This window comes from Microbacterium hominis NBRC 15708 (genome assembly GCF_001592125.1).
Classification (GTDB): Bacteria; Actinomycetota; Actinomycetes; order Actinomycetales; family Microbacteriaceae; genus Microbacterium; species Microbacterium hominis.
In genome coordinates, this window is record NZ_BCWI01000001.1 from 259,024 (window position 1) to 281,576 (window position 22,553).

Annotated in this window: 20 protein-coding genes; 8 read left to right on the plus strand and 12 right to left on the minus strand. The window is 70.3% G+C overall.

Annotated elements, in window-relative coordinates:
• The first annotated feature begins 54 nt into the window (after nucleotides 1–54).
• From tatC to lnt, 3 genes are read left to right on the plus strand one after another with little or no spacing between them, the layout of a single operon-like run.
• Nucleotides 55–807, plus strand: a complete 753-nt coding sequence (gene tatC / locus MHO01S_RS01285) for a twin-arginine translocase subunit TatC (RefSeq protein ID WP_060958853.1) — start codon at nucleotides 55–57, stop codon at nucleotides 805–807.
• Nucleotides 804–3,314 (plus strand): DEAD/DEAH box helicase, encoded by a 2,511-nt coding sequence (locus MHO01S_RS01290; protein ID WP_060958649.1) that lies wholly within the window; start codon nucleotides 804–806, stop codon nucleotides 3,312–3,314. Before tatC ends, MHO01S_RS01290 begins: the two co-directional genes overlap by 4 nt.
• 23 nt (nucleotides 3,315–3,337) lie before the next feature.
• Nucleotides 3,338–4,930 carry an apolipoprotein N-acyltransferase gene (gene lnt, locus MHO01S_RS01295; protein ID WP_060958648.1) on the plus strand — a complete coding sequence of 531 codons (1,593 nt, stop codon included), beginning with the start codon at nucleotides 3,338–3,340 and terminating at the stop codon, nucleotides 4,928–4,930.
• Nucleotides 4,931–4,933: 3 nt separating this feature from the next.
• On the opposite strand, the gene MHO01S_RS01300 is transcribed toward lnt, so the two are convergent.
• From MHO01S_RS01300 to MHO01S_RS01315, 4 genes are all read right to left on the minus strand, one after another.
• On the minus strand, nucleotides 4,934–5,308 hold the full coding sequence (locus tag MHO01S_RS01300; RefSeq protein WP_060958647.1) for an RNA polymerase-binding protein RbpA: 375 nt from the start codon (nucleotides 5,306–5,308) through the stop codon (nucleotides 4,934–4,936).
• Nucleotides 5,309–5,409: 101 nt separating this feature from the next.
• Nucleotides 5,410–6,183 (minus strand): glycerophosphodiester phosphodiesterase family protein, encoded by a 774-nt coding sequence (locus MHO01S_RS01305; protein ID WP_061781736.1) that lies wholly within the window; start codon nucleotides 6,181–6,183, stop codon nucleotides 5,410–5,412.
• Nucleotides 6,180–7,160: an SPFH domain-containing protein gene (locus MHO01S_RS01310; protein ID WP_061781737.1), complete on the minus strand. Its 981-nt coding sequence runs from the start codon at nucleotides 7,158–7,160 to the stop codon at nucleotides 6,180–6,182. Before MHO01S_RS01310 ends, MHO01S_RS01305 begins: the two co-directional genes overlap by 4 nt.
• Nucleotides 7,160–7,675 (minus strand): NfeD family protein, encoded by a 516-nt coding sequence (locus MHO01S_RS01315; protein WP_060958644.1) that lies wholly within the window; start codon nucleotides 7,673–7,675, stop codon nucleotides 7,160–7,162. Before MHO01S_RS01315 ends, MHO01S_RS01310 begins: the two co-directional genes overlap by 1 nt.
• A 149-nt stretch (nucleotides 7,676–7,824) precedes the next feature.
• Between MHO01S_RS01315 and MHO01S_RS01320 the strand changes: the two genes are divergently transcribed.
• Together MHO01S_RS01320 and MHO01S_RS01325 are read left to right on the plus strand one after the other, a co-directional pair.
• A complete protein-coding gene (locus tag MHO01S_RS01320; RefSeq protein WP_060958643.1) occupies nucleotides 7,825–8,589 on the plus strand; it encodes an SDR family oxidoreductase in 765 nt (254 codons plus the stop codon).
• 2 nt (nucleotides 8,590–8,591) lie between these two features.
• On the plus strand, nucleotides 8,592–10,580 hold the full coding sequence (locus MHO01S_RS01325) for a S9 family peptidase (RefSeq protein WP_060958642.1): 1,989 nt from the start codon (nucleotides 8,592–8,594) through the stop codon (nucleotides 10,578–10,580).
• Between the two features lie 66 nt (nucleotides 10,581–10,646).
• On the opposite strand, the gene MHO01S_RS01330 is transcribed toward MHO01S_RS01325, so the two are convergent.
• Nucleotides 10,647–11,198, minus strand: a complete 552-nt coding sequence (locus tag MHO01S_RS01330; protein ID WP_060958641.1) for an HdeD family acid-resistance protein — start codon at nucleotides 11,196–11,198, stop codon at nucleotides 10,647–10,649.
• 122 nt (nucleotides 11,199–11,320) lie between these two features.
• Nucleotides 11,321–11,518, minus strand: a complete 198-nt coding sequence (locus MHO01S_RS01335) for a hypothetical protein (protein ID WP_060958640.1) — start codon at nucleotides 11,516–11,518, stop codon at nucleotides 11,321–11,323.
• A 126-nt stretch (nucleotides 11,519–11,644) separates the two neighbouring features.
• Here MHO01S_RS01335 and deoC point away from each other — a divergent pair, with 126 nt between their 5' ends.
• From deoC to MHO01S_RS01350, 3 genes are all read left to right on the plus strand, one after another.
• Nucleotides 11,645–12,355: a deoxyribose-phosphate aldolase gene (gene deoC / locus MHO01S_RS01340; protein ID WP_060958639.1), complete on the plus strand. Its 711-nt coding sequence runs from the start codon at nucleotides 11,645–11,647 to the stop codon at nucleotides 12,353–12,355.
• Nucleotides 12,356–12,543: 188 nt separating this feature from the next.
• Complete coding sequence (locus MHO01S_RS01345) at nucleotides 12,544–13,026, plus strand: DUF2087 domain-containing protein (RefSeq protein ID WP_082734063.1); 483 nt, start codon at nucleotides 12,544–12,546, stop codon at nucleotides 13,024–13,026.
• A 9-nt stretch (nucleotides 13,027–13,035) separates the two neighbouring features.
• A complete protein-coding gene (locus MHO01S_RS01350) occupies nucleotides 13,036–14,376 on the plus strand; it encodes an MFS transporter (protein WP_060958638.1) in 1,341 nt (446 codons plus the stop codon).
• 21 nt (nucleotides 14,377–14,397) lie between these two features.
• Here MHO01S_RS01350 and MHO01S_RS01355 read toward each other — a convergent pair whose 3' ends face one another.
• The 6 genes from MHO01S_RS01355 to polA all read right to left on the minus strand — a co-directional run bounded on the left by MHO01S_RS01355 (nucleotide 14,398) and on the right by polA (nucleotide 22,518).
• A complete protein-coding gene (locus MHO01S_RS01355) occupies nucleotides 14,398–14,655 on the minus strand; it encodes a DUF6458 family protein (protein WP_060958637.1) in 258 nt (85 codons plus the stop codon).
• A 103-nt stretch (nucleotides 14,656–14,758) separates the two neighbouring features.
• Entirely contained in the window at nucleotides 14,759–15,520 is a 762-nt protein-coding gene (locus tag MHO01S_RS01360) for an SGNH/GDSL hydrolase family protein (protein WP_174524648.1), read from the minus strand.
• 112 nt (nucleotides 15,521–15,632) lie between these two features.
• A complete protein-coding gene (locus MHO01S_RS01365; protein WP_061781738.1) occupies nucleotides 15,633–16,997 on the minus strand; it encodes an MFS transporter in 1,365 nt (454 codons plus the stop codon).
• 13 nt (nucleotides 16,998–17,010) lie between these two features.
• Complete coding sequence (locus tag MHO01S_RS01370; RefSeq protein ID WP_060958635.1) at nucleotides 17,011–18,045, minus strand: LLM class flavin-dependent oxidoreductase; 1,035 nt, start codon at nucleotides 18,043–18,045, stop codon at nucleotides 17,011–17,013.
• 38 nt (nucleotides 18,046–18,083) lie between these two features.
• Nucleotides 18,084–19,760: a DUF885 domain-containing protein gene (locus MHO01S_RS01375; RefSeq protein ID WP_061781739.1), complete on the minus strand. Its 1,677-nt coding sequence runs from the start codon at nucleotides 19,758–19,760 to the stop codon at nucleotides 18,084–18,086.
• An 85-nt stretch (nucleotides 19,761–19,845) separates the two neighbouring features.
• Complete coding sequence (polA, locus tag MHO01S_RS01380) at nucleotides 19,846–22,518, minus strand: DNA polymerase I (RefSeq protein ID WP_061781740.1); 2,673 nt, start codon at nucleotides 22,516–22,518, stop codon at nucleotides 19,846–19,848.
• Between the last annotated feature and the right edge of the window lie 35 nt (nucleotides 22,519–22,553).

Below are 22,553 nucleotides of genomic sequence, written 5' to 3' on the forward strand. Positions count from 1 at the left end.
ACGGTCGACTCCGCGCGCATCGCCGAAGAAGAGGGTCCGCGCCGTGACCGGCGGATGTCGCTGGGCGAGCACCTCAAGGAACTGCGCCGTCGGTTCATCATCGGGATCATCGCGCTCGTGGTGGGGATGGTCGTCGCGTGGATCTTCACCGATGCGATCATCTGGGCGATGACCGAGCCCATCCGCGTCGTCGCCGAGCAGCGCGGCGACGCCGACGTCGTCACGCTCATGTACCAGAGCATCACGGGCCCGTTCGACATGCGGCTGCGGATCTCGCTGGCCGTCGGCGTCATCATCTCGGCCCCCGTGTGGCTGTGGCAGGTGTGGGCGTTCCTGGTCCCCGGCCTCACGCGCAAGGAGGTCCGCTACACGATCGGCTTCGTCTCCGCGGCGATCCCGTTGTTCGCCGCGGGAGTGTTCGTCGGGTGGCTGATCATGCCCCACATCGTCGAGCTGATGGCGTCCTTCACGCCAGAGGGCGCCTCGAACATCTATGACTCGAAGTACTACTACGACTTCGTCTTCAAGCTCCTGCTCGTCGTCGGCGTCTCGTTCGTCCTGCCGGTGTTCCTCGTCGCGCTGAACCTCGCGGGCGTCATGAGCGGCATGGCGATCCTGAAGGGCTGGCGCGTGGCCATCCTCGTCGCCTCGGTCTTCGCGGCGCTCGCGACACCGGCCGCCGACATCGTGAGCATGCTGATGCTGGCCGGCATCCTCACCGTCCTCTTCTTCGCGGCCGCCGGTCTGTCCGTCCTGTTCGACCGTCGACGCGCCAAGCGCGAGAAGGCCCTCGGTCTCGAGCTGTGACGGATCCCGCCACTCGCTACGCACAGGCGCAGGCGCGTCAGGCCCACCCTCTCACCGCCGCCTTCGCCGACGAGCAGAGGTTCGAGCTCGACCCGTTCCAGATCGCCGGATGCCACGCCCTGGAAGAGGGGCGCAGCGTGCTCGTCGCCGCACCCACCGGGGCGGGAAAGACGATCGTCGGAGAGTTCGCCGTGCACCTCGCCATGCGCGAGCCGGGCGACAAGGCCTTCTACACGACCCCGATGAAGGCGCTGTCCAACCAGAAGTTCCGCGAGCTGCAGCAGGTCTACGGCGAGGACGAGGTCGGACTTCTCACCGGCGACACCAACATCAACGGGAACGCGCGCGTCGTCGTGATGACCACCGAGGTGCTGCGCAACATGCTCTACGCCGACTCGCCGGCGCTGCGCGGCTTGCGGTACGTCGTGATGGACGAGGTCCACTACCTCGCCGACCGCTTCCGCGGCGCCGTGTGGGAAGAGGTCATCATCCACCTGCCCGCGCGGGTGCGGCTGGTGTCGCTGTCGGCGACCGTCTCGAATGCCGAGGAGTTCGGCGACTGGCTCGACACCGTGCGGGGGGACACCGCCGTCATCGTGTCCGAGACGCGACCGGTGCCCTTGGAACAGCACGTTCTCGTGCGCGGCGATCTGCTGCCCCTGTTCGACGACCGCGCCGGCATCGCGACCGCGCAGGTGAACCAGGAGCTGATGCGCCTGAGGTCCGTGCGCGGCTCGTCGTTCGAGAGCAACCGGCGCGCGCAGGAGCACCGCTCGCAGGAGCACCGTTCGCAGGGACACCGCGCCCACGGTCAGCGGTCCGCAGGCGACCGTGCGCCGGGACAGCGACCGTCCTCCGGCGGGCGGCGCCCCATGCGTGCGGCGAACGCCCAGCGCATCGAGCGCATCGATCGCCCGCAGGTCGTCGAGCTGCTCGCGCGCGCCAACCTGCTGCCCGCGATCTTCTTCATCTTCAGCCGCGCGGGGTGCGAAGGCGCCGTGCAGCAGGTCCGACGTGCCGGCGTGCGGCTCACCGACCGTGACGAACGCGACGAGATCCGGCGCATCGTTGACGAGCGCACGGCCGCGCTTCCCGACGAGGACTTGGCCGTGCTCGGCTTCTGGGAGTGGCGCGAGAACCTGGAGCGCGGCATCGCCGCCCACCACGCGGGTCTGCTGCCCGCCTTCAAGGAGATCGTCGAGGAGCTCTTCCAGCACAAGCTCGTCAAGGTCGTCTTCGCGACCGAGACCCTCGCCCTCGGCATCAACATGCCCGCGCGCACGGTTGTGCTCGAGAAGCTCGAGAAGTTCAACGGCGAGGCGCGGGTCGCGATCACCTCGGGGGAGTACACCCAGCTCACCGGACGCGCGGGACGCCGTGGCATCGACGTCGAGGGTCACGCCGTGATCCAGTGGACCGAGAGCCTCGATCCGCAGGCGGTGGCCGCGCTCGCCTCGCGGCGCACCTACCCGCTCAACTCCAGCTTCCGCCCGACCTACAACATGGCCGTGAACCTCATCGACCAGTTCGGGCGCGCCCGCGCGCGGGAGATCCTCGAATCCTCCTTCGCCCAGTTCCAGGCCGACCGCGCGGTCGTCGGCCTGGCGCGCGAGGTGAAGGAGGCCGAGGACTCGCTCGCCGGGTACACGGCGGCGATGACGTGCGATCGCGGCGATTTCGCCGAGTTCGCGCGGATGCGGCGTGAGCTCACGGATCTGGAGCGCAAGGGCGACCGGTCCAGCTCACCGAAGCTCCGCCAGCAGCGGCAGGAGCAGCTGGAGTCGTTGCGACGGCGTCTGAAGCGGCATCCGTGCCAGACCTGTCCCGATCGCGAGAAGCACGCCCGGTGGGCGGAGCGGTTCTGGAAGCTGCGGCGGCACACCGACAAGCTGCGTCAGCAGATCGATGCGCGCACCGGCACCGTCGCGCGCATCTTCGATCGCGTCGTCGACGTGCTCGCGGCGCTCGACTACGTCGCGGTGGACGCCGACGGCGTGACCACGCTCACCGCGGCCGGCGCGACGATGAAGCGCATCTACGGCGAGCGCGATCTCCTCGTCGCCGAGTCGCTGCGCACCGGCATCTGGGCAGACCTGGATGCCGCGGGGCTCGCCGCGCTGGCCTGCAGCCTCGTCTACGAGCCGCGTCGCGACGAGAGCGGCCCGGGGGAGCGCGGGCTGCCGCGGGGCGCGTTCCGCGACGCGCTGGCGGCCACCCAAGAGCTCTGGGCGCGACTGGACGACCTCGAGCAGGACCATCGCCTTCCCGGGTCCGCGCCCGTCGCCACCGGCCTCGCCCCGGCGATGCACGCGTGGGCGCGCGGCGCGAGCCTCGACCGGGTGCTGCAGGAGGCCGACCTCGCCGCGGGCGATTTCGTGCGCTGGACGAAACAGACCATCGATCTGCTCGATCAGCTGTCGATGGTCGCCGACCCGCCGATCGCGACCACGGCGCGCTCGGCGCTCGACGCCGTTCGTCGCGGCATCGTCGCTTACGGCTCGTTCTGATCCCGCTCGCTTAGGCTCGTTCCGTGCCCCGACGCCCGCGACCGTCCTCGCCGCCCCCGAGGCCGCTTCTGCCGCTGTGGGCCGCGGCGGTGACCTCGGCCGCGGCGGGGCTGCTGTTGACGCTCGCCTTCCCCGCCCTCTCGTGGTGGCCGGTGGTGTTCGTGGCCGTGCCCCTCGCGCTGGTCGGGCTCATCGGACGCAGCGTGCGTGGTGCGCTCCTGGTCGGGCTGCTGTTCGGAGCCGGGCTGTTCTTCGTGAACTTCTCCTTCACGGCGCGCTATCTCGGTCCGGTGCCGTGGATCGCGCTCGCGAGCCTCGAGTCCGTCCTCACCGCCGTGATGGCGGTGCCGATCGCCCTGGCCTACCGCTGGCTTCCGCGGTGGGCGCCGGGAACGGCGGGTCGTCTGGTGGCGCTTCCGGCGCTCGTCGCGGGACTGTGGGTGTCGCGGGAGGAGCTGCAGGGGACATTCCCCTACGGAGGGTTCCCCTGGACGCGGATCGCCGTCACCCAGGCCGACTCTCCCCTGGTCGACGTGACGTCGTGGACGGGGATGAGCGGGCTGTCCTTCCTGATCGTCTTCGCCTGCGCCGCCGCCGTCGAGGCCGTGCGTCTGGGACGCCTGCGCGATCTGCGCACCGCGCTGCCGGCGGCGCTCACGGTGCTCGTGATGTTCCTGCTGCCGGCCTTCCCCACGACGGATGCCGGCAGCATCCGCGTGGGCGCGGTGCAGGGCAACGGGCCCGCCGGCTACTTCGACCAGCGGGCGGCCTACGACGTCCTGCGGGCTCAGCTGGCGGCGACGGCGCCGATCGAGGATGAGGACATCGACGTGCTGCTGTGGCCGGAGGGCGGCATCGACGCCGACGCCCTGTCGAACACGTCGGTGCGTGCCGCGCTCGACGCGCTCGCGGGCCGCATCGGCGCGCCGCTGCTCGTGAGCGGCGTGACCCAGCGGGGCGATCAGTACTTCAACTCGTCGATGCTCTGGAAGGACGGAGCCGACAACCCCGTCGCCCTGTACGACAAACGGCATCCCGTGCCCTTCGGGGAGTACGTGCCCGATCGCTGGTTCTACGACATGCTGGCCCCGGATCTCATCGGGCTCATCCAGCGGGAGTACACGCCGGGCACGTCGACACCGATGTTCGACGTCGACGGTGTGGGCGTCGGTCTCGCCATCTGCTTCGACGTCATCTACGACGACGTGATCCGCGAGGGCGCTCTGGCCGGTGCTCAGGTCTTCATGTTCCAGACCAACAACGCCGACTTCCGGGGCACCGACGAGAACCTGCAGCAGCTCGCGTTCGCGCGGATCAGGGCCGTGGAGTCCGGTCGTGCGGTCGTGAACCTCTCCACCGTGGGAACCAGTCAGGTCATCGGTCCGGACGGGCGCACGATCGACGCCCTGCCCGCCGACGAGCCGGGGGCGATGGTCACCGACGTGCCGCTGCGCACCGGTCTGACGCCCGGCATCCTGCTCGGCGAGGCCCTGCAGACCCTCCTCGGGTGGGGGAGCGTCCTCGCTCTGGCGGTGGTCGGCCTCGTCGCGCGGCGCCGCGCGCGCACGCCGAAGACGCCGACCCCCGAAGGGGCCGGCGTCATCACGGGGGAGTGAGCGTCAGGCGCTGAGGCGAGCGTCGCCCGTGGCGCCGCGGCGGGCGCGCAGCAGAGCCAGGCGCTCCTCGAGCAGCTCCTCCAGCTCGGGCACCGTGCGACGCTCCAGGAGCATGTCCCAGTGCGTGCGGGGAGCCTTGTCGCCGGAGTGGTCGATCTCGACGACCGAGTCGCCGACGCGGAGCACGGCCTCGGCGCCGCAGGTGCGGCACTCCCAGGCCTCGGGAAGCTCGGCGTCCGCCGCGAAGGTCATCACGGTCTCGCGTCCGCACTGCGTGCAGACATACGTGTGGTTGGCGCGCTCATGGAACACGACGCCTTCCTCGCTCTGTAGGCTGGAGGCGCCGAGTCGGATGCCGCGCAGGCTGCGATCTGCCATTGTGTGGTCCTCTCGTCGTGTCAGGTATAACGCGCGCACCTGTGTGCATCATCCGAACGGGCGTCCGGCCACCCCCTTTCACAGGGGATGCTCAGCCCGGATCAGTGCCGCGCGGCGACCGCCTGAAGTGCGAGGTCCGCACGGTCGGTGACGAGGCCGTCCACCCCCAGATCGAGCAGCCTGTCCATGTCGTCGCGGTCGTTGACCGTCCACACGTGGATCTCGACGCCCGCCGCGTGCGCGGCGCGGAGCAGGCGCGGGGTGACGATGCGCACCGCACCCTGGCGCTCCGGAACCTGGAGCGCGTCGACGTCGCGCAGCGCGCGGGCGACAAGGCGCGCCGAACCGGTGGACACCGCCGCCAGGACACGCGCGATGGTGGCCCGGCCGGCGGACGTGGCGGGCTCGCCGCCGAGGTGGCGCGCCGCGTCCAGCGCGTCACGGCGACGCGCGTCGGAGAAGCTCGTCAGCAGCACGCGACCCGCGTGGGGGACGACGAGGCGTCCCACGGGCCGCGCGGCCGCCGCCGCCTTCACGTCGAGGTTGAAGCGCAGCGTCGGGAACGCCGAGAGGGTGTCCGCCGCGGTGGCGAGCCCACCCCGATCGGCCATGATGCGTTCGAGCTCCGCGTGGTGCACCGCCGCGATCGCGCGCGGGTCGCCGGTCACGCGTCGCAGGTCGTCGTCGTGGAAGAAGACCACGACGCCGTCGGCCGTGAGGTGACAGTCCGACTCGACGTAGACCGCTCCGGCGGCATGGGCCGCCGCGAACGCGGCGACGCTGTTCTCCACGATGCCCTCGGCATCCGGGGGAACGAACCCGCGGTGGGCGAGCACCCGCGGCGACGACGTCCCCGTGAACCAGGGGTGGGTCACGACGGGTCGACGGGAGGCGTGTGCGGTGCGGGCGCGGCGCTCGGCGGCGGGGTCGGCCCGGATGCACCCGCGGCCGCCTCGGTGCGTGCGGCGAACGCGCCGCCCAGGCCCTTCATCGCTTCGGTGAACTCGCTCGGGATGATCCAGAGCTTGCTCGATGCGCTGTTGCTGATCTTCGGCAGCGTCTGGAGGTACTGGTACGCCAGCAGCTTGTCGTCGGGGCGTCCGGCGTGGATCGCGGAGAAGACGTTCTGGATGGCGGCCGCTTCACCTTCGGCCCGCAGGATCGCCGCCTGCTTGTCGCCCTCCGCCCCGAGGATGGCGGCCTGACGGCGTCCCTCCGCCTCGAGGATCTGAGACTGCTTCGAGCCCTCGGCGGTCAGGATCGTCGCGCGGCGCTCCCGCTCGGCGCGCATCTGCTTCTCCATCGAGTCCTGGATCGAGTGGGGCGGGTCGATGGCCTTGAGCTCGACGCGCGACACCCGCAGACCCCACTTCCCGGTCGCCTCGTCGAGCACGACGCGCAACTGGCCGTTGATGTTGTCACGGCTGGTGAGGGCCTGCTCGAGGTTCAGCCCGCCGACGACGTTGCGCAGTGTCGTCGTGGTGAGCTGCTCCACCGCCGACAGGTAGTTGGCGATCTCGTAGGTGGCCGCGCGTGCGTCGGTGACCTGGAAGTAGACGACCGTGTCGATCGAGACCACGAGGTTGTCCTCGGTGATGACCGGCTGCGGCGGGAACGAGACGACCTGCTCGCGCATGTCCACGAGCGGGCGCAGGCGGTCGATGAACGGGACGAGCAGGTTCAGGCCGGGGGAGAGGGTGCGCTGGTAGCGGCCGAGGCGCTCCACGACACCGGAGTAGGCCTGGGGAATGATGCGGATGGACCGGAAGAGGACCACGATCACGAAGATCGCGACGACGACCAGGAGGACGATCACGAAGATCTGTCCGACGAATGCTCCGACGTCGACCATCAGTCGGTGCTCCTTTCGGGGGAGTCGGATGCCGCGGGGGACCCCGGGGCGGGAAGCGGGGCGGCGGGCGCGACTTCGACGGTCGCCCCGCGCACGGCGGTGACCACGGCACGGTCGCCCGGGCCGAGCGGCGCGGCGGACGGCGCGAGCTCGGCGGTCCACTGCTCTCCGTTGTCGAGGCGGACGTATCCGCGCCCGTCGACGAAGGCGGCGCTGACGCGCGCACCCATCCCGTAGAGCGCGTCGACGTTCGTCGGGTGCGGCTGGCTGGAGCGGTGCAGTGCGCGCAGCAGGAGCGGGCGGATCGTGAACAGGAGCAGGGCCGACACGGCCGCGGCGATGAGCACCTGCAGCCACCAGGGGCCGCCGAGGAGGTTCACGCCGAGGCCGCCGATGAGCGAGCCCGCGGCCAGCATGAGGAAGGTGAACTCGAGGGTCAGCAACTCGATGATCACGAAGATCACGGCCAGCACGAGCCAGGCGATCCACAGATACTGCGTCAGATCGGGCAGCATGCGAGCTCCCTTCGAGTTCTTGTTCGAACCCTAACACCCGGTCTCTCCGTTGCGGTGGCCGCTCGCCGGTCGGCGCGAGGCCCCGGTTGATAGTGTCGAGAAGGCCACGGCGAACTCCGCCCGGCATCCGTCATTTCGCAGGAGCAATCATGTCCCAGCCCATTCCCGCCGGTTCGCTCGCCGGAAGGACGGCGCTCGTCACCGGGTCCTCGCGCGGCATCGGCGCCGACACGGTCCGTTACCTCGCCGAAGGCGGCGCGAACGTCGTCATCAACTTCCGCAACAAGGCGCCGCGCGCGGAGAAGCTCGCCGCGCAGCTGCGCGAACTGGGCGTCGAGGTGCTCGTCGTGGGGGCCGACCTCACCGACCCGGGTTCCGTCGAGGCGATGATGACCGCCGTGCAGGAGACCTTCGGGCAGCTCGATCTGCTCGTCCTCAACGCCTCCGGCGGGATGGAGAGCGGCATGGGCGAGGACTACGCGCTCGTGCTCAACCGTGACGCGCAGCTGAACGTGCTCGATGCGGCCCTGCCGCTTCTGCACGACGGTTCCCGCGTCGTTTTCGTGACCAGCCACCAGGCCCACTTCATCCGCACGACGCCGACCATGCCCGAGTACGAGCCGGTCGCCCTGTCCAAGCGCGCCGGCGAGGATGCGCTGCGTGAGCGGATCCCGGCTCTCGCCGAGCGCGGCATCGACTTCGTGGTCGTCTCCGGCGACATGATCGAGGGCACGATCACCGCGACGCTGCTCGAGCGCGCCAACCCGGGGGCCATCGCCGACCGTCGCGAGTCGGCGGGCAAGCTCTACAACGTGTCGGAGTTCGCCGCGGAGGTCGCTCTGGCCGCCGTCGAACCCGTTCCCGCCGACAACACGAGGCTCGTCGGAGACGTGAGCTCGTTCGGCGGGGAGTGAGCATGCGCGCCGTCGACATCACCTCCCTGACCACGGTCGGTCGCCCGAGCATCGCCCCCGACGGCGCGTTCTCGGTCTTCGCGACCTCGCGCCCCGACATCGACGCCGACCGCAACGTCGGCCAGATCTGGCGGATCGACCTGCCCGACGGCGCGCCGCGTCGACTGACGCGCGGCACGGCCGACGCCGAGCCGCAGGTGTCACCGGACGCCGGACGCATCGCCTTCGTCCGCGGCGACGCCGACGGCACTCCACAGGTGTTCGTCATCCCCGCGACGGGCGGCGAGCCGGTGCAGGCGACCGACGCCCGCGGCGGCGTCGGCTCGTACGCCTGGTCTCCCGACGGCACGCGCATCGCCTTCACCGCCCGCGTACCCGAGCAGGGCCGCTACGGCACCGTCGAGGGCCGCTCCGCCGATGCGGAGTCGCCGCGGCGCATCACCGGGGTGCGCTGGCACGCGAACGGTCTCGGCTACATCGGCGACCGTCCGTCGCACGTCTTCGTCGTCGATGCGCCGGATGCCGGTGCGGAGCCGTTCTACACGCCCGCGCCGACCGCGGACGGCGAGAACGCGGGCGCCAAGGCGAAGCGGGTCGCAGCGGATGCCGTCGCCCTGACCTCTGGGGCGGCATCGCACCACGGCGTCGTCTTCACCGCCGACGGTTCCCACGTGCTCACGGTGGTCGACGAGATCGAGCACGACCGCCGCGACCTGCGCACCCCCCTCATCGCGGTCGCCGTCGACGGCTCGGGCAGCGTCGAGGTGATCGCGCGCGAGGCCGGCTATTCCGTCGACGAGGTCGCCGTCGCGGCGGACGGCACGATCGCGATGCTGGCATCGCGGCCGGGTGCGTCGGGCATCGACTTCATCGCCCCCGACGTCGCGCTGTACGTCCTCGACGGTCCGGTGTCGGCGGTCGTCCCGCGTCGACTCACCGATCCCGAGGCGACCGACCTCGGCGAGGTCGGTTCGCACATCACGCCCATCGGTGCCGAGTTCCTCGTGCAGAACCGCACGCGCGGCCGTGTCGAGTTGCTTCGTGTCACCCGCGACGGCGACGTCTCGGTGCTCGTCGACGGCGACGTCGAGGTCGGTGGACACGCGGCGGCGGGGGAGCGGATTGTCTACGCCCACGCGACGCCGCGAAGCCTCGGCGAGCTTTCGCTCGTCGGCGAGGGTGCCCTCACGGCGTTCGGAGACGCGACGGAGCGCTCCATCGTGGTGCGTCCGGAGGAGCGGGAGATCGTCGGTCGCGACGGCTATCCCGTGCACGGCTGGGTCGCCGTCCCCGCGGGGGAGGGGCCTTTCCCCGTCATCCTGCAGATCCACGGAGGACCGTATGCGTCCTACGGCATACACGTCTTCGATGAGACCCAGGTTCTCGTCGACGCCGGCTACGCGGTCGTGTACTGCAATCCGCGGGGGAGTGCGGGCTACGGCCGCGCGCACGGACGCAGCATCCGTGGCGCGATGGGCACGCTCGACCTCGCCGATGTCCTCGACTTCCTCGACGGCGTGGTCGACGGCGACGACCGTCTGGACGGTGCCCGTGTCGGTATCCAGGGCGGCTCGTACGGCGGCTATCTGACCGCGTGGACGATCGCTCACGATCACCGGTTCGCGGCGGCGATCGTCGAGCGCGGGTTCCTCGATCCGGTCAGCTTCCAGGGAACGAGCGACATCGGCTCGTTCTTCGGCGACGAGTACGTCGGCACCGACCCAGAGGACATGGCGCGGCAGAGTCCGATGGCCGTCGTCGGTGCGGTGCGCACGCCCACGCTGGTGATGCACTCGGAGCTCGACTTCCGGTGCCCGCTGGAGCAGGCGACGCGCTACTACACCGCCCTGAAGCGGCAGGGCACCGAAGCGGAGATGCTGATCTTCCCCGGCGAGAACCACGAGCTCACCCGGTCGGGTCGACCGCGACACCGCGTCGAGCGCTTCGATGCGGTGCTCGACTGGTGGGCGCGCCACCTGCCGGCCGGCTGACCGACCGCATCCGCGATGCAGAAGCGCCCCGCGACCTCTCGGTCGGCGGGGCGCTTCTGCATCGGATCACTTGCCGAACGAGAAGGCACGTCCGATCTGGATGACACCCATCACGACGGCCGAGATGCCCAGCAGCCACCACAGCACCACGGCGCCCCAGAGCGGCGAGAACAGCAGGGTGACGCCGGCGATGATCGAGATGATCGCGTAGAAGATCGTCCAGCCGCGCGACGGGGCCAGGTCGAGGGTCGACAAGGCGACGACGCCCTCGATGATCCACATGATGCCGACGAGGATGCCGAGGAACGCGGCGAGGGTGACGGCGGTCGCACCGAGGTTGGTGAACGCGACGATGCCGGCGACGACGAACAGGACACCGAGCAGCACGTGTCCGATCCGCGACCAGCCGCCCTTCCCGGCGGCGAAGATGCCCAGGCCCGCGTAGACGAGACCGGCGATGATCGCGTAGACCGCGATGAGCGCGGTGACGACCATCGCGGTCTTGCCGGGCCAGACGAGGATGACGATGCCGAGGATGACCGACAACACACCACCCAGACCCAGTGCGGTCCGGATGCCGTTCGTTGCCGTCTTCTCGAGGGACGGTTCAGCAGTCATGGCGAAGCCCTTTCTGAAAATCTCCTGTGAGCGGAGATGTTCTCAGGGTAGCGCTGTTGCGCGGACGGTGCGGAAAGTGACGCGCGGAGTACGCGACGGTTTCGCCGACGGGGGAGAGGGGGTCAGGGCCTCGCGGAGCCGGAATCCTTCTCTGGCTCGCCGCGGCGCTCGATCGCCCCGAGGGCGAACGGAAGGCCGACGGCGAGGGAGGTCAGCATGAGGCCTCCGATGAAGACGAGCCCTTCGTACTCGGTGACGTTGAAAGCGAACCCCATGAGGTACATGCCGCCGAGGAACAGGACGAGGTAGAGGACGAACACGGGGGAGTCTCCTTCGGAGGGAAGCGATCACACGCAGGTGATTCGTGTGCGTACTATTAGTGTACTAACTAATGATCTGCGCGGGTGTCATCACGACCCCGCCGGCGACCCCCAGCCGAGAAGAGCATGACCGACCAGACTCTCCCTCCCTCCGCGGACTCCGATCTGCGGGGGATGATCGACCACACGCTGTTGACGCCGGAGGCCACCGCCGCCCAGGTCGACGCGCATCTCCGCGAGGCGCTCGACCTCGGTGTCGGCGCGGTGTGCATCCGTCCGACGCTGATTCCCGCCGATGCGTACGGGCTCCGCGTGGTCACGGTGTGCGGGTTCCCGTCGGGTGCCCACGATCCGCGGGTGAAGGCGCTCGAGGCCGAGCTGGCGCTGGCGCGGGGTGCGGACGACATCGACATGGTCGTCGACCTCGGCGCGGTGGCTTCGCACGACTGGGCTGCCGTTCGTCGTGACATCGATGCCGTCCGCGCGGTCGTGCCGAGCGAGAAGACGCTGAAGGTGATCATCGAGTCTGCGGCGCTCTCGGAGGACGAGATCATCCGCTGCAGCGAGATCGGTGCCGAGGCGGGTGTCGACTACATCAAGACGTCGACGGGCTACCATCCCGCCGGCGGGGCCTCGGTATCCGACGTCGCCCTGATCGCACGGATCGTCGGGCCCCACGTCGGAGTGAAGGCGTCGGGCGGCATTCGCACCCGGGCGCAGGCGATGGCGCTCGTGAACGCGGGAGCCTCCCGCCTCGGCGTCTCGTCGACACGCGCATTGCTCGTCGACGCAGCTGCGGATGCCGCAACGGTCGGCGGGGGTGCCGTGTCGTACTGACGCGCCCGGGGGGCGCGCATGGGGCGCTCGGTGGCACCTGTCGCGTTCCCGGTCGGCCTTCTCCTGTAACGCCGATAATGCACATTATGTCAACTCGAAGAGAGCATCCGATGGTCGAGTGGTGTGCGGCGACGGCCGATGGTCGGTGCGCGAGCGGTTTCCGCTGCCAGCCTCGCTACCCTGAACGGATGACGGACTCCCCCGAGACCTGGCGCGCGATCATCGCGGCGTTGCGCGACGACGACGTCCGTGCGGTCCTCGCGGAGACGGCGTCCCCGCCGCGAACGCCACGAGCGCGCGAGCGAGCCCTCGACCGCCTCACGGCTCTCGGCCTGGTGGTGCGCGGCGGCGACGGCATCCGCTTCGACGATGCCCCGCTGCAGGCTCTTCTGGTGGCGCCGCCTCGCCCTCGCGGGCCCGAGCGCTTCCTCGACCACGACGGTCGCATCGATCGGTATCCCTCGCAGCAGGGTGAGCGTGTCGCGCTGCTCCGTCTCGTCGCGGAGCGCGCCTTCTCCCCCGGCGTCGTCATGAGCGAGCGCGACGTCAACGAGCGGCTCGAGCCGTACGCGCCGAGCGGCGATGTCGCCGTGCTCCGTCGTCACCTGGTCGATCACGGACTCCTCGTCCGCACGCCGTCCGGGTCCGAATACACGCTCGCACGCGAGTAGCGTTGAGGGGTGAGCTCGCCCCGCCTCTCCCCCGCGTCCGTCGGGCCGGATGCCAGAGCCTGGCTCATCTGGGGCGTGGGCGTCGCGGCCTACATGCTCGCCGTGATCAACCGCTCCTCGCTGTCGGCGGTGGGCGTCGACACCGCACAGCGCTTCGGGGCGGATGCCGCGACGCTCTCGATGTTCGCCGTCGTCCAACTCGCCGTCTACGGCGGCATGCAGATTCCGATCGGCCTCCTGCTCGACCGTTACGGCGCCCGCCCGATCATGACGGCGGGGATGCTGCTCATGGCGGCGGGACAGCTGACTCTCGCCTTCTCCCCCAGCGTCGGCGTCGCGATCTTCGCCCGGATGCTGCTCGGCGCCGGCGATGCGGCGATCTTCCCGGGGGTGCTGCGCCTCGTCGCCGTGTGGTTCCCGGCGCAGCGCGGTCCGCTGATGAGTCAGCTCACCGGACTCGTCGGACAAGCGGGACAGCTCCTGGCCCTCGCCCCGCTCGCCGTGATGCTCCACGCCACGAGCTGGGAGATCGTGTTCGGCGGCATCGCCGGGCTGTGCGTGCTGTTCGGCATCCTGGTGTGGGCCGTCATCCGCAATCATCCGCCCGCGCTGCGCGCCGATGTCTCGGTCGACACCAGCACCGGGGCGATCAGGGTGGTGCGCTCGTCCATGGACACCGGCGTCGGCATCCGCGCCGCCTGGGCGCACCCCGGCACCCGCCTCGCATTCTGGTCGCACTTCACGGCTCCCTTCGCCGGCACGGCGTTCGTGCTGCTGTGGGGAACGCCCTTCCTGACGGCCGGTGAGGGGCTCAGCGCCGCCCAGTCGGCGGGCGTGCTGTCCACGTACGTCGTCGTGGGCATGGCGCTCGGCCCGATCATGGGCGACATCTCCCGCCGCATCCCGCATCTGCGCTCGCGCGCCCTGGTGCTGCCGGCGGTGGCGACCCAGTTCAGCGTGTGGATGGTGGTCGTCGCCTGGCCCGGACCTGCGCCGCTCTGGCTGCTGTACGCGCTGGCGGTCGCTCTCGCCATGGGCGGTCCCGCCTCGATGATCGCCTTCGACCATGCGCGCACGCACAACCCGGCGCACCGGTTGAGCACGGCGACGGGTATCACCAACGTCGGCGGCTTCCTCGCCGCGCTGATCGCGATCTTCGCGATCGGTCTGGCCCTCGACCTGCAGGGTGCGGGCACGCCCGACACCTACCGGCTGGACGCGTTCCGTATCGCCTTCCTGGCTCAGGTGCCGCTGTGGGCGCTCGGATGGACCTTCATCGTCATCGAACGGCGCAAGACCCGGGTTCTTCTGGGCATGGACCCGCCGCGCCGCCCGCGCGCGAAGGGCTGAACGGGGCGAGGGTGAGCGCGCTCAGACGGTGCCGTCGCCGGAGGTGCGCGACTCGGTCTGGGTGATCCGCTCCCCCACCCCGGGCTCGACGGTGCGCGTCACCTGCTGCGTCGAGCGACGACGAAGCAGGAGGACGAGCCCGATGATGAAGACGAGCACACCGGCGCCCATCAGGATGTAGCCGATCATGTCGAGGTCCACGTACGGGACGTCGACGTTCACCGCGAAGACCAGGATGGCTCCGATGACGAACAGCGCGATGCCGGCTCCGATGCTCATGGCGTTCTCCTTGGGTGGGGTTCGGGTGACGGGATGAGACGTCCCCATCGTGGCCGACCCGTGATCGCGTGCCCATGCCCTTGACAGTCACGGGCGCGCGACGCTAGCGCGGGGCGATCTCCACCCATCCGCCGCCGAACTTCGGCTCGCGTCCATCCCCCGACGACGTTCCGGTCAGCCGCCGGCGCACCCAGGGGCCCAGGTGCTCGCGGACGTAGTCGCGCTGAGCAAGCCGCACGGCATCGGGGATGGCCGGCATGCTCCACCATCCGTCGGGCACGGCCTCCCCCAGGGCGTCGAGCACGCGGGCGGCGACCCGATGGTGGCCGCGGCTGTTCATGTGGAGGCGATCCTCGGACCAGTACGAGGGGTCGGACAGTTCGGCATCGGGCCAATTGAGGGCGCGGACGACGTCATCACGGTCGCCGACACGGTCGATGACGGCATCCGACATCAGATCGCCCCGCCGCTGGATCAGGCGGCCCATCGGCAGTTGCGCCGACGGGTTCGCGCCCGAGAGGAGGACGAGCGTGACGCCCTCCTCGTCGCAGCGGCGCAGCACCTGGCTGAAGGCGTCGGCGATGTGCGCGATGGACGTCCGCGGGCGCAGCATGTCGTTGCCGCCGCCGTTGAAGGACAGATGCGTCGGCTTCAGCGCCAGTGCCGCCTCCAGCTGCTGACGCACGATCGGCCAGATCAGCTTCCCGCGGATCGCGAGGTTCGCGTACTGAAGGGGTTCCCCACGCGAGTCGGCCCACCCCTGCGCCGCGAGATCCGCCCAGCCGCGGACCCGGCCGTCGGGAAGCTCGTCGCCGACACCCTCCGTGAACGAGTCCCCGATCGCCACGAAACGCACGTCTGTCACCCGCTCAGCCTACGCCGCGCGTCACCCGACACGTCTCCTTCATTCGTCCCCCGTGGTCGCATCCCTGTGCGCAGAGCGACCACAGGGGACGGATGAAGCGGATGCCGGGGCGTCAGCGGTCGTCGAGGGCGGCGCCGCGGTGGTCGGCCGACCCCCATGCCGCAGCGGCGGCGAGGACGAAGAACGCGGCGAACACCACGAACAGCAGCGGGGCTCCGCCGCCCGCGAGCAGCGGCGGCACGCTCAGCGGTGCGACGATCGACGCGATGCGTCCGACGCCGGCCGCCCATCCGGCCCCGGTCGCGCGCAGCGACGTCGGATAGTTCTCGGGCGTGACCGCGTACAGCGCGCCCCACGCGCCCAGGTTGAAGAACGACAGGGCCATCCCCGCCCCGATGATCATGCCCTCGGTCGATGCGGTTCCGAAGACGACGGCGGCCGCGGCGGATCCGGCGAGGAACACCGAGAGCGTGAGGCGGCGCCCCCAGACCTCGATCAACCAGGCCGCCACCGCGTAGCCCGGCAGCTGTGCGAGGGTGATGATCAGCGTGAACCCGAACGACTTCACGAGACCATAGCCCTGCGCGAAGAGGATCGTCGGCATCCAGATGAAAGCGCCGTAGTAGGCGAAGTTGACGCAGAACCAGACGGTCCACAGCGCCGCGGTCCGCACACGGAACTCGCTCGACCAGAGCGCGCGGACGCCTCCCGTCGCGAGCGCGGGGCCGTCCGCCGACCCCGCCGGCGCGTGGCGGCGGTGCCCCCCGCCGAGCACGGGCGACGACTCGAAGCCGACCGTGATCGCCTCCGCCTGCGCGACGCGCCCGCGGCGCACGAGCCAGCGCGGCGACTCCGGCAGGCCCCAGCGCACCACGAGCGCGTACACGGCCGGAACCGCACCCAGCGCGAACGCCCAGCGCCAGCCGTCGGCGGATGCCGGGACCACGAAGAAGCCGATGAGGGCCGCCGCCGTCCACCCGACGGCCCAGAACGCCTCGAGGATCACGATGAGCCGTCCGCGCATCCGCGCCGGGGCGATCTCGCTCACGTAGGTGCTCGCCACGGGGAGCTCCGCGCCGAGTCCCAGCCCGACCAGCACCCGCAGGGCGATCAGGGCGGCCAGCCCGCCGGCGAGGGCGCTCGCGCCCGTCGCGACGCCGTAGACGAGCAGTGTGATCGCGAACACCGACCGACGGCCGAACCGATCGGCGAGCAGGCCGCCGAGACTCGCCCCGATCGCCATGCCGACGAAGCCCGCCGAGGCGATCCACGACGCCTGCTCCCCCGTCAGCGACCATTGCGCGATGAGCGCCGTCAAGACGAAGGAGACCAGGCCGACATCCATCGCATCCAGTGCCCACCCGAGGCCGGAACCGGTGAGCACCTTCAGGTGCCGACGAGTGAACGGCAGCGCGTCCAGCCTCTCGCCCACGTCGGCGCGCGCCGAGACGCGGGGGGCGGCCGCAGCATCCGTCATGACTGAACCCTTCTCAGGATGCCGCGAGCATCTCGCTCACGAGCGGTGCGACCCGGGTGCCGTACAGCTCGATGGAGTGCATCAGCTTCGCGTGCGACAGGGTGCCGTTCGCGTACTTCAGGTCGAAACGCGTGGCGCCGAGGGTCTTCATCGTGGCCGCGATCTTGCGGGCCACGGTCTCGGGCGAGCCTGCGTAGACGGAGCCCTCGGGCCCGATGTCGTGCTGGAACTGCAGCCGGCTGTACGGCGGCCAGCCGCGCTCGGCGCCGATCGCATTGCGGTTGATCTCCATCGCCGGGTACAGCTCGTCCCAGGCCTGGGCGTCGGTGTCGGCGATGTGGCCCGGCGAGTGCACGCCCACCGGCATCGGGGCGGTGTGACCGAACGAGGCGAGCGAGCGGTGGTAGAGATCGACGTAGGGACGGAAGCGGTCCGCGGACCCGCCGATGATCGCGAGCATGAGGCCGTACCCGTACCGCGCGGTGCGCACCACCGACTCCGGCGAGCCGCCGACACCGACCCAGGCGCGGAGACCGTTCTCCGTCTTCGGGTAGACGTCCGCGGCGGTGAGCGACGCGCGTGTCGTCCCCTGCCACGTCACGGGCTTCTCGGTCAGCAGCTGCGAGAAGAGGTCGAGCTTCTCGTCGAACAGCACCTCGTAGTCGCTGAGGTCGTAGCCGAACAGCGGGAACGACTCGATGAACGAGCCCCGTCCGAGGATCACCTCGGCGCGACCGGACGACAGCGCGTCGAGGGTCGCGAAGCGCTCGTAGACACGCACCGGATCGTCGCTGGAGAGCACGGTGACGGCCGTACCGAGATGGATCTTCTCGGTACGGGCCGCCGCCGCGGCGAGCACGAGTTCAGGGCTCGACACCGCGAACTCGTGCCGGTGGTGCTCCCCCACGCCGAAGAACGACAGGCCGACCTGATCGGCCAGCACCGCCTGATCGACGATGTCGCGGATCGTCTGCGCGTCGCTCAGGCGCGTGCCGTCATCGCCGACCGTGACGTCGCCGAAGGTGTCCAGTCCCAACTCTGCATTCATGTGAATGAGAACCTTCCGCGCGTCGGCCGCATTCCCCGTCAGCCCTGCGCGAGGGCCATCCGCAGGGTGTCGAGACCGACACCGCCCAGGCGCAGCGCCCGCATGTGGAAGCGCTTGATGTCGAAGTCGTCGCCCTCGCGTTCGGCGGTCTCGTCGCGGATCTGCTCCCAGATACGCTGTCCGACCTTGTAGGAGGGCGCCTGACCCGGCCAGCCGAGGTAACGGTTCACCTCGAACTGGATGAACTCGTCCGACATGTTGACGTTGCGGCGCATGAACTCGAGCGCGAAGTCGGCATCCCAGATGCCCTCGCCGTCGGGGCGCGGCTTGCCCAGGTGCACGCCGATGTCGAGGACGACGCGGGCGGCGCGCATACGCTGACCGTCGAGCATGCCGAGACGGTCGGCGGGGTCGTCGAGGTAGCCCAGCTGCTCCATGAGGCGCTCCGCGTACAGGGCCCAGCCCTCCGCGTGACCGCTGGAGCCCGCGAGGAGGCGGCGCCAGGAGTTGAGCTCGGCACGGTTGTGGACGGCCTGCGCGATCTGCAGGTGGTGACCGGGGACGCCCTCGTGGTAGACCGTCGTCAGCTCGCGCCAGGTATCGAAGGAGTCGACGCCCTCGGGCACCGACCACCACATGCGACCGGGACGGGAGAAGTCGTCCGTGGGACCGGTGTAGTAGATGCCGCCCTCGTTGGTGGGCGCGATCATGCACTCCAGGCGACGGATCTGCTCCGGGATGTCGAAGTGGGTCTTGCCGAGCTCCTCGACCGCGCGGTCGCTCGTCGCCTGCATCCACTCCCGCAGCGCGACGGTGCCGCGAAGCTTGCGGGCCTCGTCGTTCTCCAGGAACGCGACGGCCTCCTCGACGCTGGCTCCCGGAAGGATCTCGTTCGCGATGGCCTCCTGCTCGGCGACCATGCGGGCGAGCTCTTCCAGACCCCACTCGTAGGTCTCATCCAGGTCGATGACCGCGCCGAGGAAGCGCCGGGAGTGCAGTGCGTACAGCTCACGACCGACGCCGTCCACCTCGGAGGCCGCGGGAGCGAGCTCGGTGCGCAGGAAGTTCGCGAGCTCGTCGTACGCGACCCGCGCCGCACCGGCATGACCGGACAGCGTCTTGGCGAGCGAGGCGGGCAGCTGCCCCTCGGCGGGGGCGGCGTCGGCGGCGAAGGTCGCGAAGAAGCCGTTGTCGGACGTGTACCGCGCGATCTGACCGATGACCTCGGTGACCTGGCGGCGGGCCGGCACGACCCCGGTCGCGATCCCTTCGCGGAGGGTCTCGATGTAGCCGCCGATCGCCTCGGGGATGGCGGACAGCCGCGTGGCGATGACCGACCAGTCGTCGATCGTGTCGGTGGGCATGAGGTCGAAGACGCTGCGCAGCTCCTGCGCGGGCGAGGCGATGACGTTGACGTCGCGCAGGTGGGCGCCCGCCTCGTACAGCGCGATCGAGAGCTCCAGGTCTCCGCTCAGGTCGGCCTTGGTGACGACGTCGACGTCGTCGACCGGCTCGGCGGCCTGCAGGGCGGCGAGGGCGGCGCGCGCGGCGTCCACGCGCGCGGCGGCGCCGGCCAGCGAGTAGTCGTCGAGTCGACCGTTGTGCTCGAAGCGTCCGATGTAGGTGGCCAATCCCGGGGAAAGCTCGGCACAGGTGTCGACCCATGCCTCAGCGATCGCGTCGATCGGCGTGGGGGTACGGGGGGAATCAGTCATTCTTCGAGCCTAATCCCGACACGGCCTCGACGTGGGGCGGGATGCCGACGACCGCGGAACCGGATGCCACCGCGGCCGCGCCCGCTCAGTGCCCCGCGATGTCCCAGTTCTCGCCCCGGCCGATCTGGACGTCGAGCGGCACCGACAGCTCCGCGGCGTCGCCCATGCGGTCGTGGACGATCTTCTCGACCGTGTCCCACTCCCCCGGTGCCACCTCCACCACGAGCTCGTCGTGGATCTGGAGCAGGACCCGCGATGCGACGCCCTGCGCGCGGAACTCGTCGTGGATGCGGAACAGCGCGATCTTCATGATGTCCGCGGCGCTGCCCTGGATCGGGGCGTTCAACGCGGCGCGCTCCGCGTTCTCGCGCAGCACGCGGTTGGGGCTCGCGAGATCGGGGAAGGGGCGGCGGCGCCCGAAGATCGTCTCCGTGTAGCCGTCGATGCGCGCCTGCTCGACGGAGGAGCGCAGGTAGTCGCGCACCGCGCCGAAGCGGGCGAAGTACTCGGTCATCAGCAGCTTCGCCTCGGACTGTTCGATGCGCAGTTGCTTCGACAGGCCGAACGCGCTCAGGCCGTACACCAGGCCGTAGCTCATCGCCTTGACCTTGGTGCGCATGGCGGACGTCACGTCGGCCGGCTCGACGCCGAACACCCGTGCCCCGACGAACCGGTGCAGGTCCTCGCCCGAGTTGAACGCCTCGATCAGACCGGCGTCGCCCGAGAGGTGCGCCATGATGCGCATCTCGATCTGCGAGTAGTCCGCCGTCAGCAGGGTCTCGTAGCCCTCGCCGACCTCGAACGCGGCGCGGATGCGCCGAGACTCCTCGGTGCGGATGGGGATGTTTTGCAGGTTCGGGTCGGTGCTCGACAGACGCCCCGTCTGGCTGCCCGTCTGCACGTACGTCGTGTGGATGCGGCCGTCGGAGCCCGCGGCGCGATCGTTGCCGATCGACGAGTCGAGCGACTCGATGATCTGCCGCAGCTTGGTGGCTTCGCGGTGCTGCAGGAGCAGATCGAGGAACGGATGCGGGTGCGACTCCTGCAGGTCGGCGAGCACCGCGGCATCGGTCGAGTACCCGGTCTTCGTCTTGCGCGTCTTGGGCAGCTCGAGCTGCTCGAACAGCACGTCCTGCAGCTGCTTGGGCGAGCCGAGGTTGACCTCCCGCCCGATCTCCGCGTAGGCGAGCTGGGCCACGGCGTCGGCCCGCGCGCCGAGCTCCGCGGAGAACGCCGAGAGCTTCTCGTGCGAGACGGCGACGCCGGCCAGCTCCATGTCGGCGAGGGTGTCGAGGGTGGGCAGCTCGATCTCGGTCATGACGCGGGCGACGGATGCCGGGATCTGCGCGCGCATCTCGTCGGCGACCCGCAGCGCGTACCACGAGAGCTGGCCCGGGGTCGCGCCCTCGGTCTCGGGCACGAGCTGGGTGGGATCCGCCTCGGGGAGCTTCTCGTCGAGGTAACGGTCGACGAGGTCGGACAGCCCCTTGTCGGGAAAGCTCGGACGCAGCAGCCAGCCGGCGAGGATCGGGTCGAAGACGAGCCCCCGCAGGCGCACGCCCGCGCGGCGCAGGGCCTTCACCTGGGGCTTCGCGTCGGCGATGACCTTGGGCGCCGCGCTCTCCAGCCACGGCCGGAGCACGGCCGCCGTGTCGGGCGACCACGTCGTCTCGACGGCGCTGTCGGCCAGGGCGAGTCCGACGCGGGCGGGAAGGCCGGCGTCGGTCGTCACCGTCACGGCGACGTCGGCGGCATCCGGGGTGAGATCGCGGGCGCCGATCCAGGCGGCCAGCGCGGCGGCATCCGCCTCTGCGGGCTTCGGGGCGGCGACCGCGGCCGCGGCGTCGTGGGCGCCCTCGTCGGGGTCGGCGCCGACGGCCTCGAACACGCGCGGCAGGAGGGTGCGGAACTCGAGCCGCGCGAAGATGTCGCGAACGGCCTGCGCGTCGATGGGCTGCACCACGAGGTCGGACGGCTCGACGCCGAGCTCCACGTCGCGAAGGAGCGCGTTGAGCGATCGATTGCGGCGCACGTCGTCGAGATGGTCGCGGAGGTTTCCTCCGACGACACCGGTGATCTTGTCGGCGTTCTCGATGAGCGCATCCAGCGTGCCCCACTGCGTGAGCCACTTCACGGCGGTCTTCTCCCCCACCTTCGGCACGCCGGGCAGGTTGTCGCTCGTCTCGCCGACGAGGGCGGCGATGTCGGGGTAGTTGACGGGCGGGAGGCCGTACTTCTCGACGACCGCGGCGGGCGTGTAGCGCTTGAGCTGCGAGACGCCCTGCACGCTCGGGTAGAGCAGCGTGACGTCGTCGGTGACGAGCTGGATCGTGTCGCGGTCGCCCGAGCACACGAGCACGTCGAAGCCCTCCGCGGCTCCCTGCGTCGCGAGCGTCGCGAGGATGTCGTCGGCCTCGATGCCCTCCTTGGTGAGCACCGGGACGTTCATCGCGGCGAGGCAGTCCTGCAGCAGCGGGATCTGGCCCTTGAACTCCGCCGGCGACTCGGACCGGTTCGCCTTGTACTCCGGATACACGTCGGTGCGGAACGAGTGGCGCGAGGTGTCGAAGGCCACCGCGAGGTGGGTGGGCTGCTCCGCCTTGACGAGGTTGACGAACATCGACAGGAAGCCGTAGATGCCGTTCGTGTGCTGCCCGTCACGGGTCGTGAAGTTGTCGACCGGGAGGGCGAAGAACGCACGGTAGGCGAGCGAATGGCCGTCCACGACGAGAAGGGTAGGCTTTGCGGAGTCCGTCACCCTGCAACTCTAGACGGGGGCATGGACACCGCAGC

Coding starts and splice junctions, on each gene's coding strand:
- MHO01S_RS01330 (WP_060958641.1), bottom strand. CDS start 11,198: ATGACTGCTGAACCGTCCCTCGAGAAGACGGCAACGAACGGCATCCGG.
- MHO01S_RS01315 (WP_060958644.1), bottom strand. CDS start 7,675: ATGCTGCCCGATCTGACGCAGTATCTGTGGATCGCCTGGCTCGTGCTG.
- deoC (WP_060958639.1), top strand. CDS start 11,645: ATGACCGACCAGACTCTCCCTCCCTCCGCGGACTCCGATCTGCGGGGG.
- MHO01S_RS01365 (WP_061781738.1), bottom strand. CDS start 16,997: ATGACGGATGCTGCGGCCGCCCCCCGCGTCTCGGCGCGCGCCGACGTG.
- MHO01S_RS01345 (WP_082734063.1), top strand. CDS start 12,544: ATGACGGACTCCCCCGAGACCTGGCGCGCGATCATCGCGGCGTTGCGC.
- tatC (WP_060958853.1), top strand. CDS start 55: ATGTCGCTGGGCGAGCACCTCAAGGAACTGCGCCGTCGGTTCATCATC.
- MHO01S_RS01355 (WP_060958637.1), bottom strand. CDS start 14,655: ATGAGCATCGGAGCCGGCATCGCGCTGTTCGTCATCGGAGCCATCCTG.
- MHO01S_RS01325 (WP_060958642.1), top strand. CDS start 8,592: ATGCGCGCCGTCGACATCACCTCCCTGACCACGGTCGGTCGCCCGAGC.
- MHO01S_RS01320 (WP_060958643.1), top strand. CDS start 7,825: ATGTCCCAGCCCATTCCCGCCGGTTCGCTCGCCGGAAGGACGGCGCTC.
- MHO01S_RS01310 (WP_061781737.1), bottom strand. CDS start 7,160: ATGGTCGACGTCGGAGCATTCGTCGGACAGATCTTCGTGATCGTCCTC.
- MHO01S_RS01300 (WP_060958647.1), bottom strand. CDS start 5,308: ATGGCAGATCGCAGCCTGCGCGGCATCCGACTCGGCGCCTCCAGCCTA.
- MHO01S_RS01370 (WP_060958635.1), bottom strand. CDS start 18,045: ATGAATGCAGAGTTGGGACTGGACACCTTCGGCGACGTCACGGTCGGC.
- MHO01S_RS01375 (WP_061781739.1), bottom strand. CDS start 19,760: ATGACTGATTCCCCCCGTACCCCCACGCCGATCGACGCGATCGCTGAG.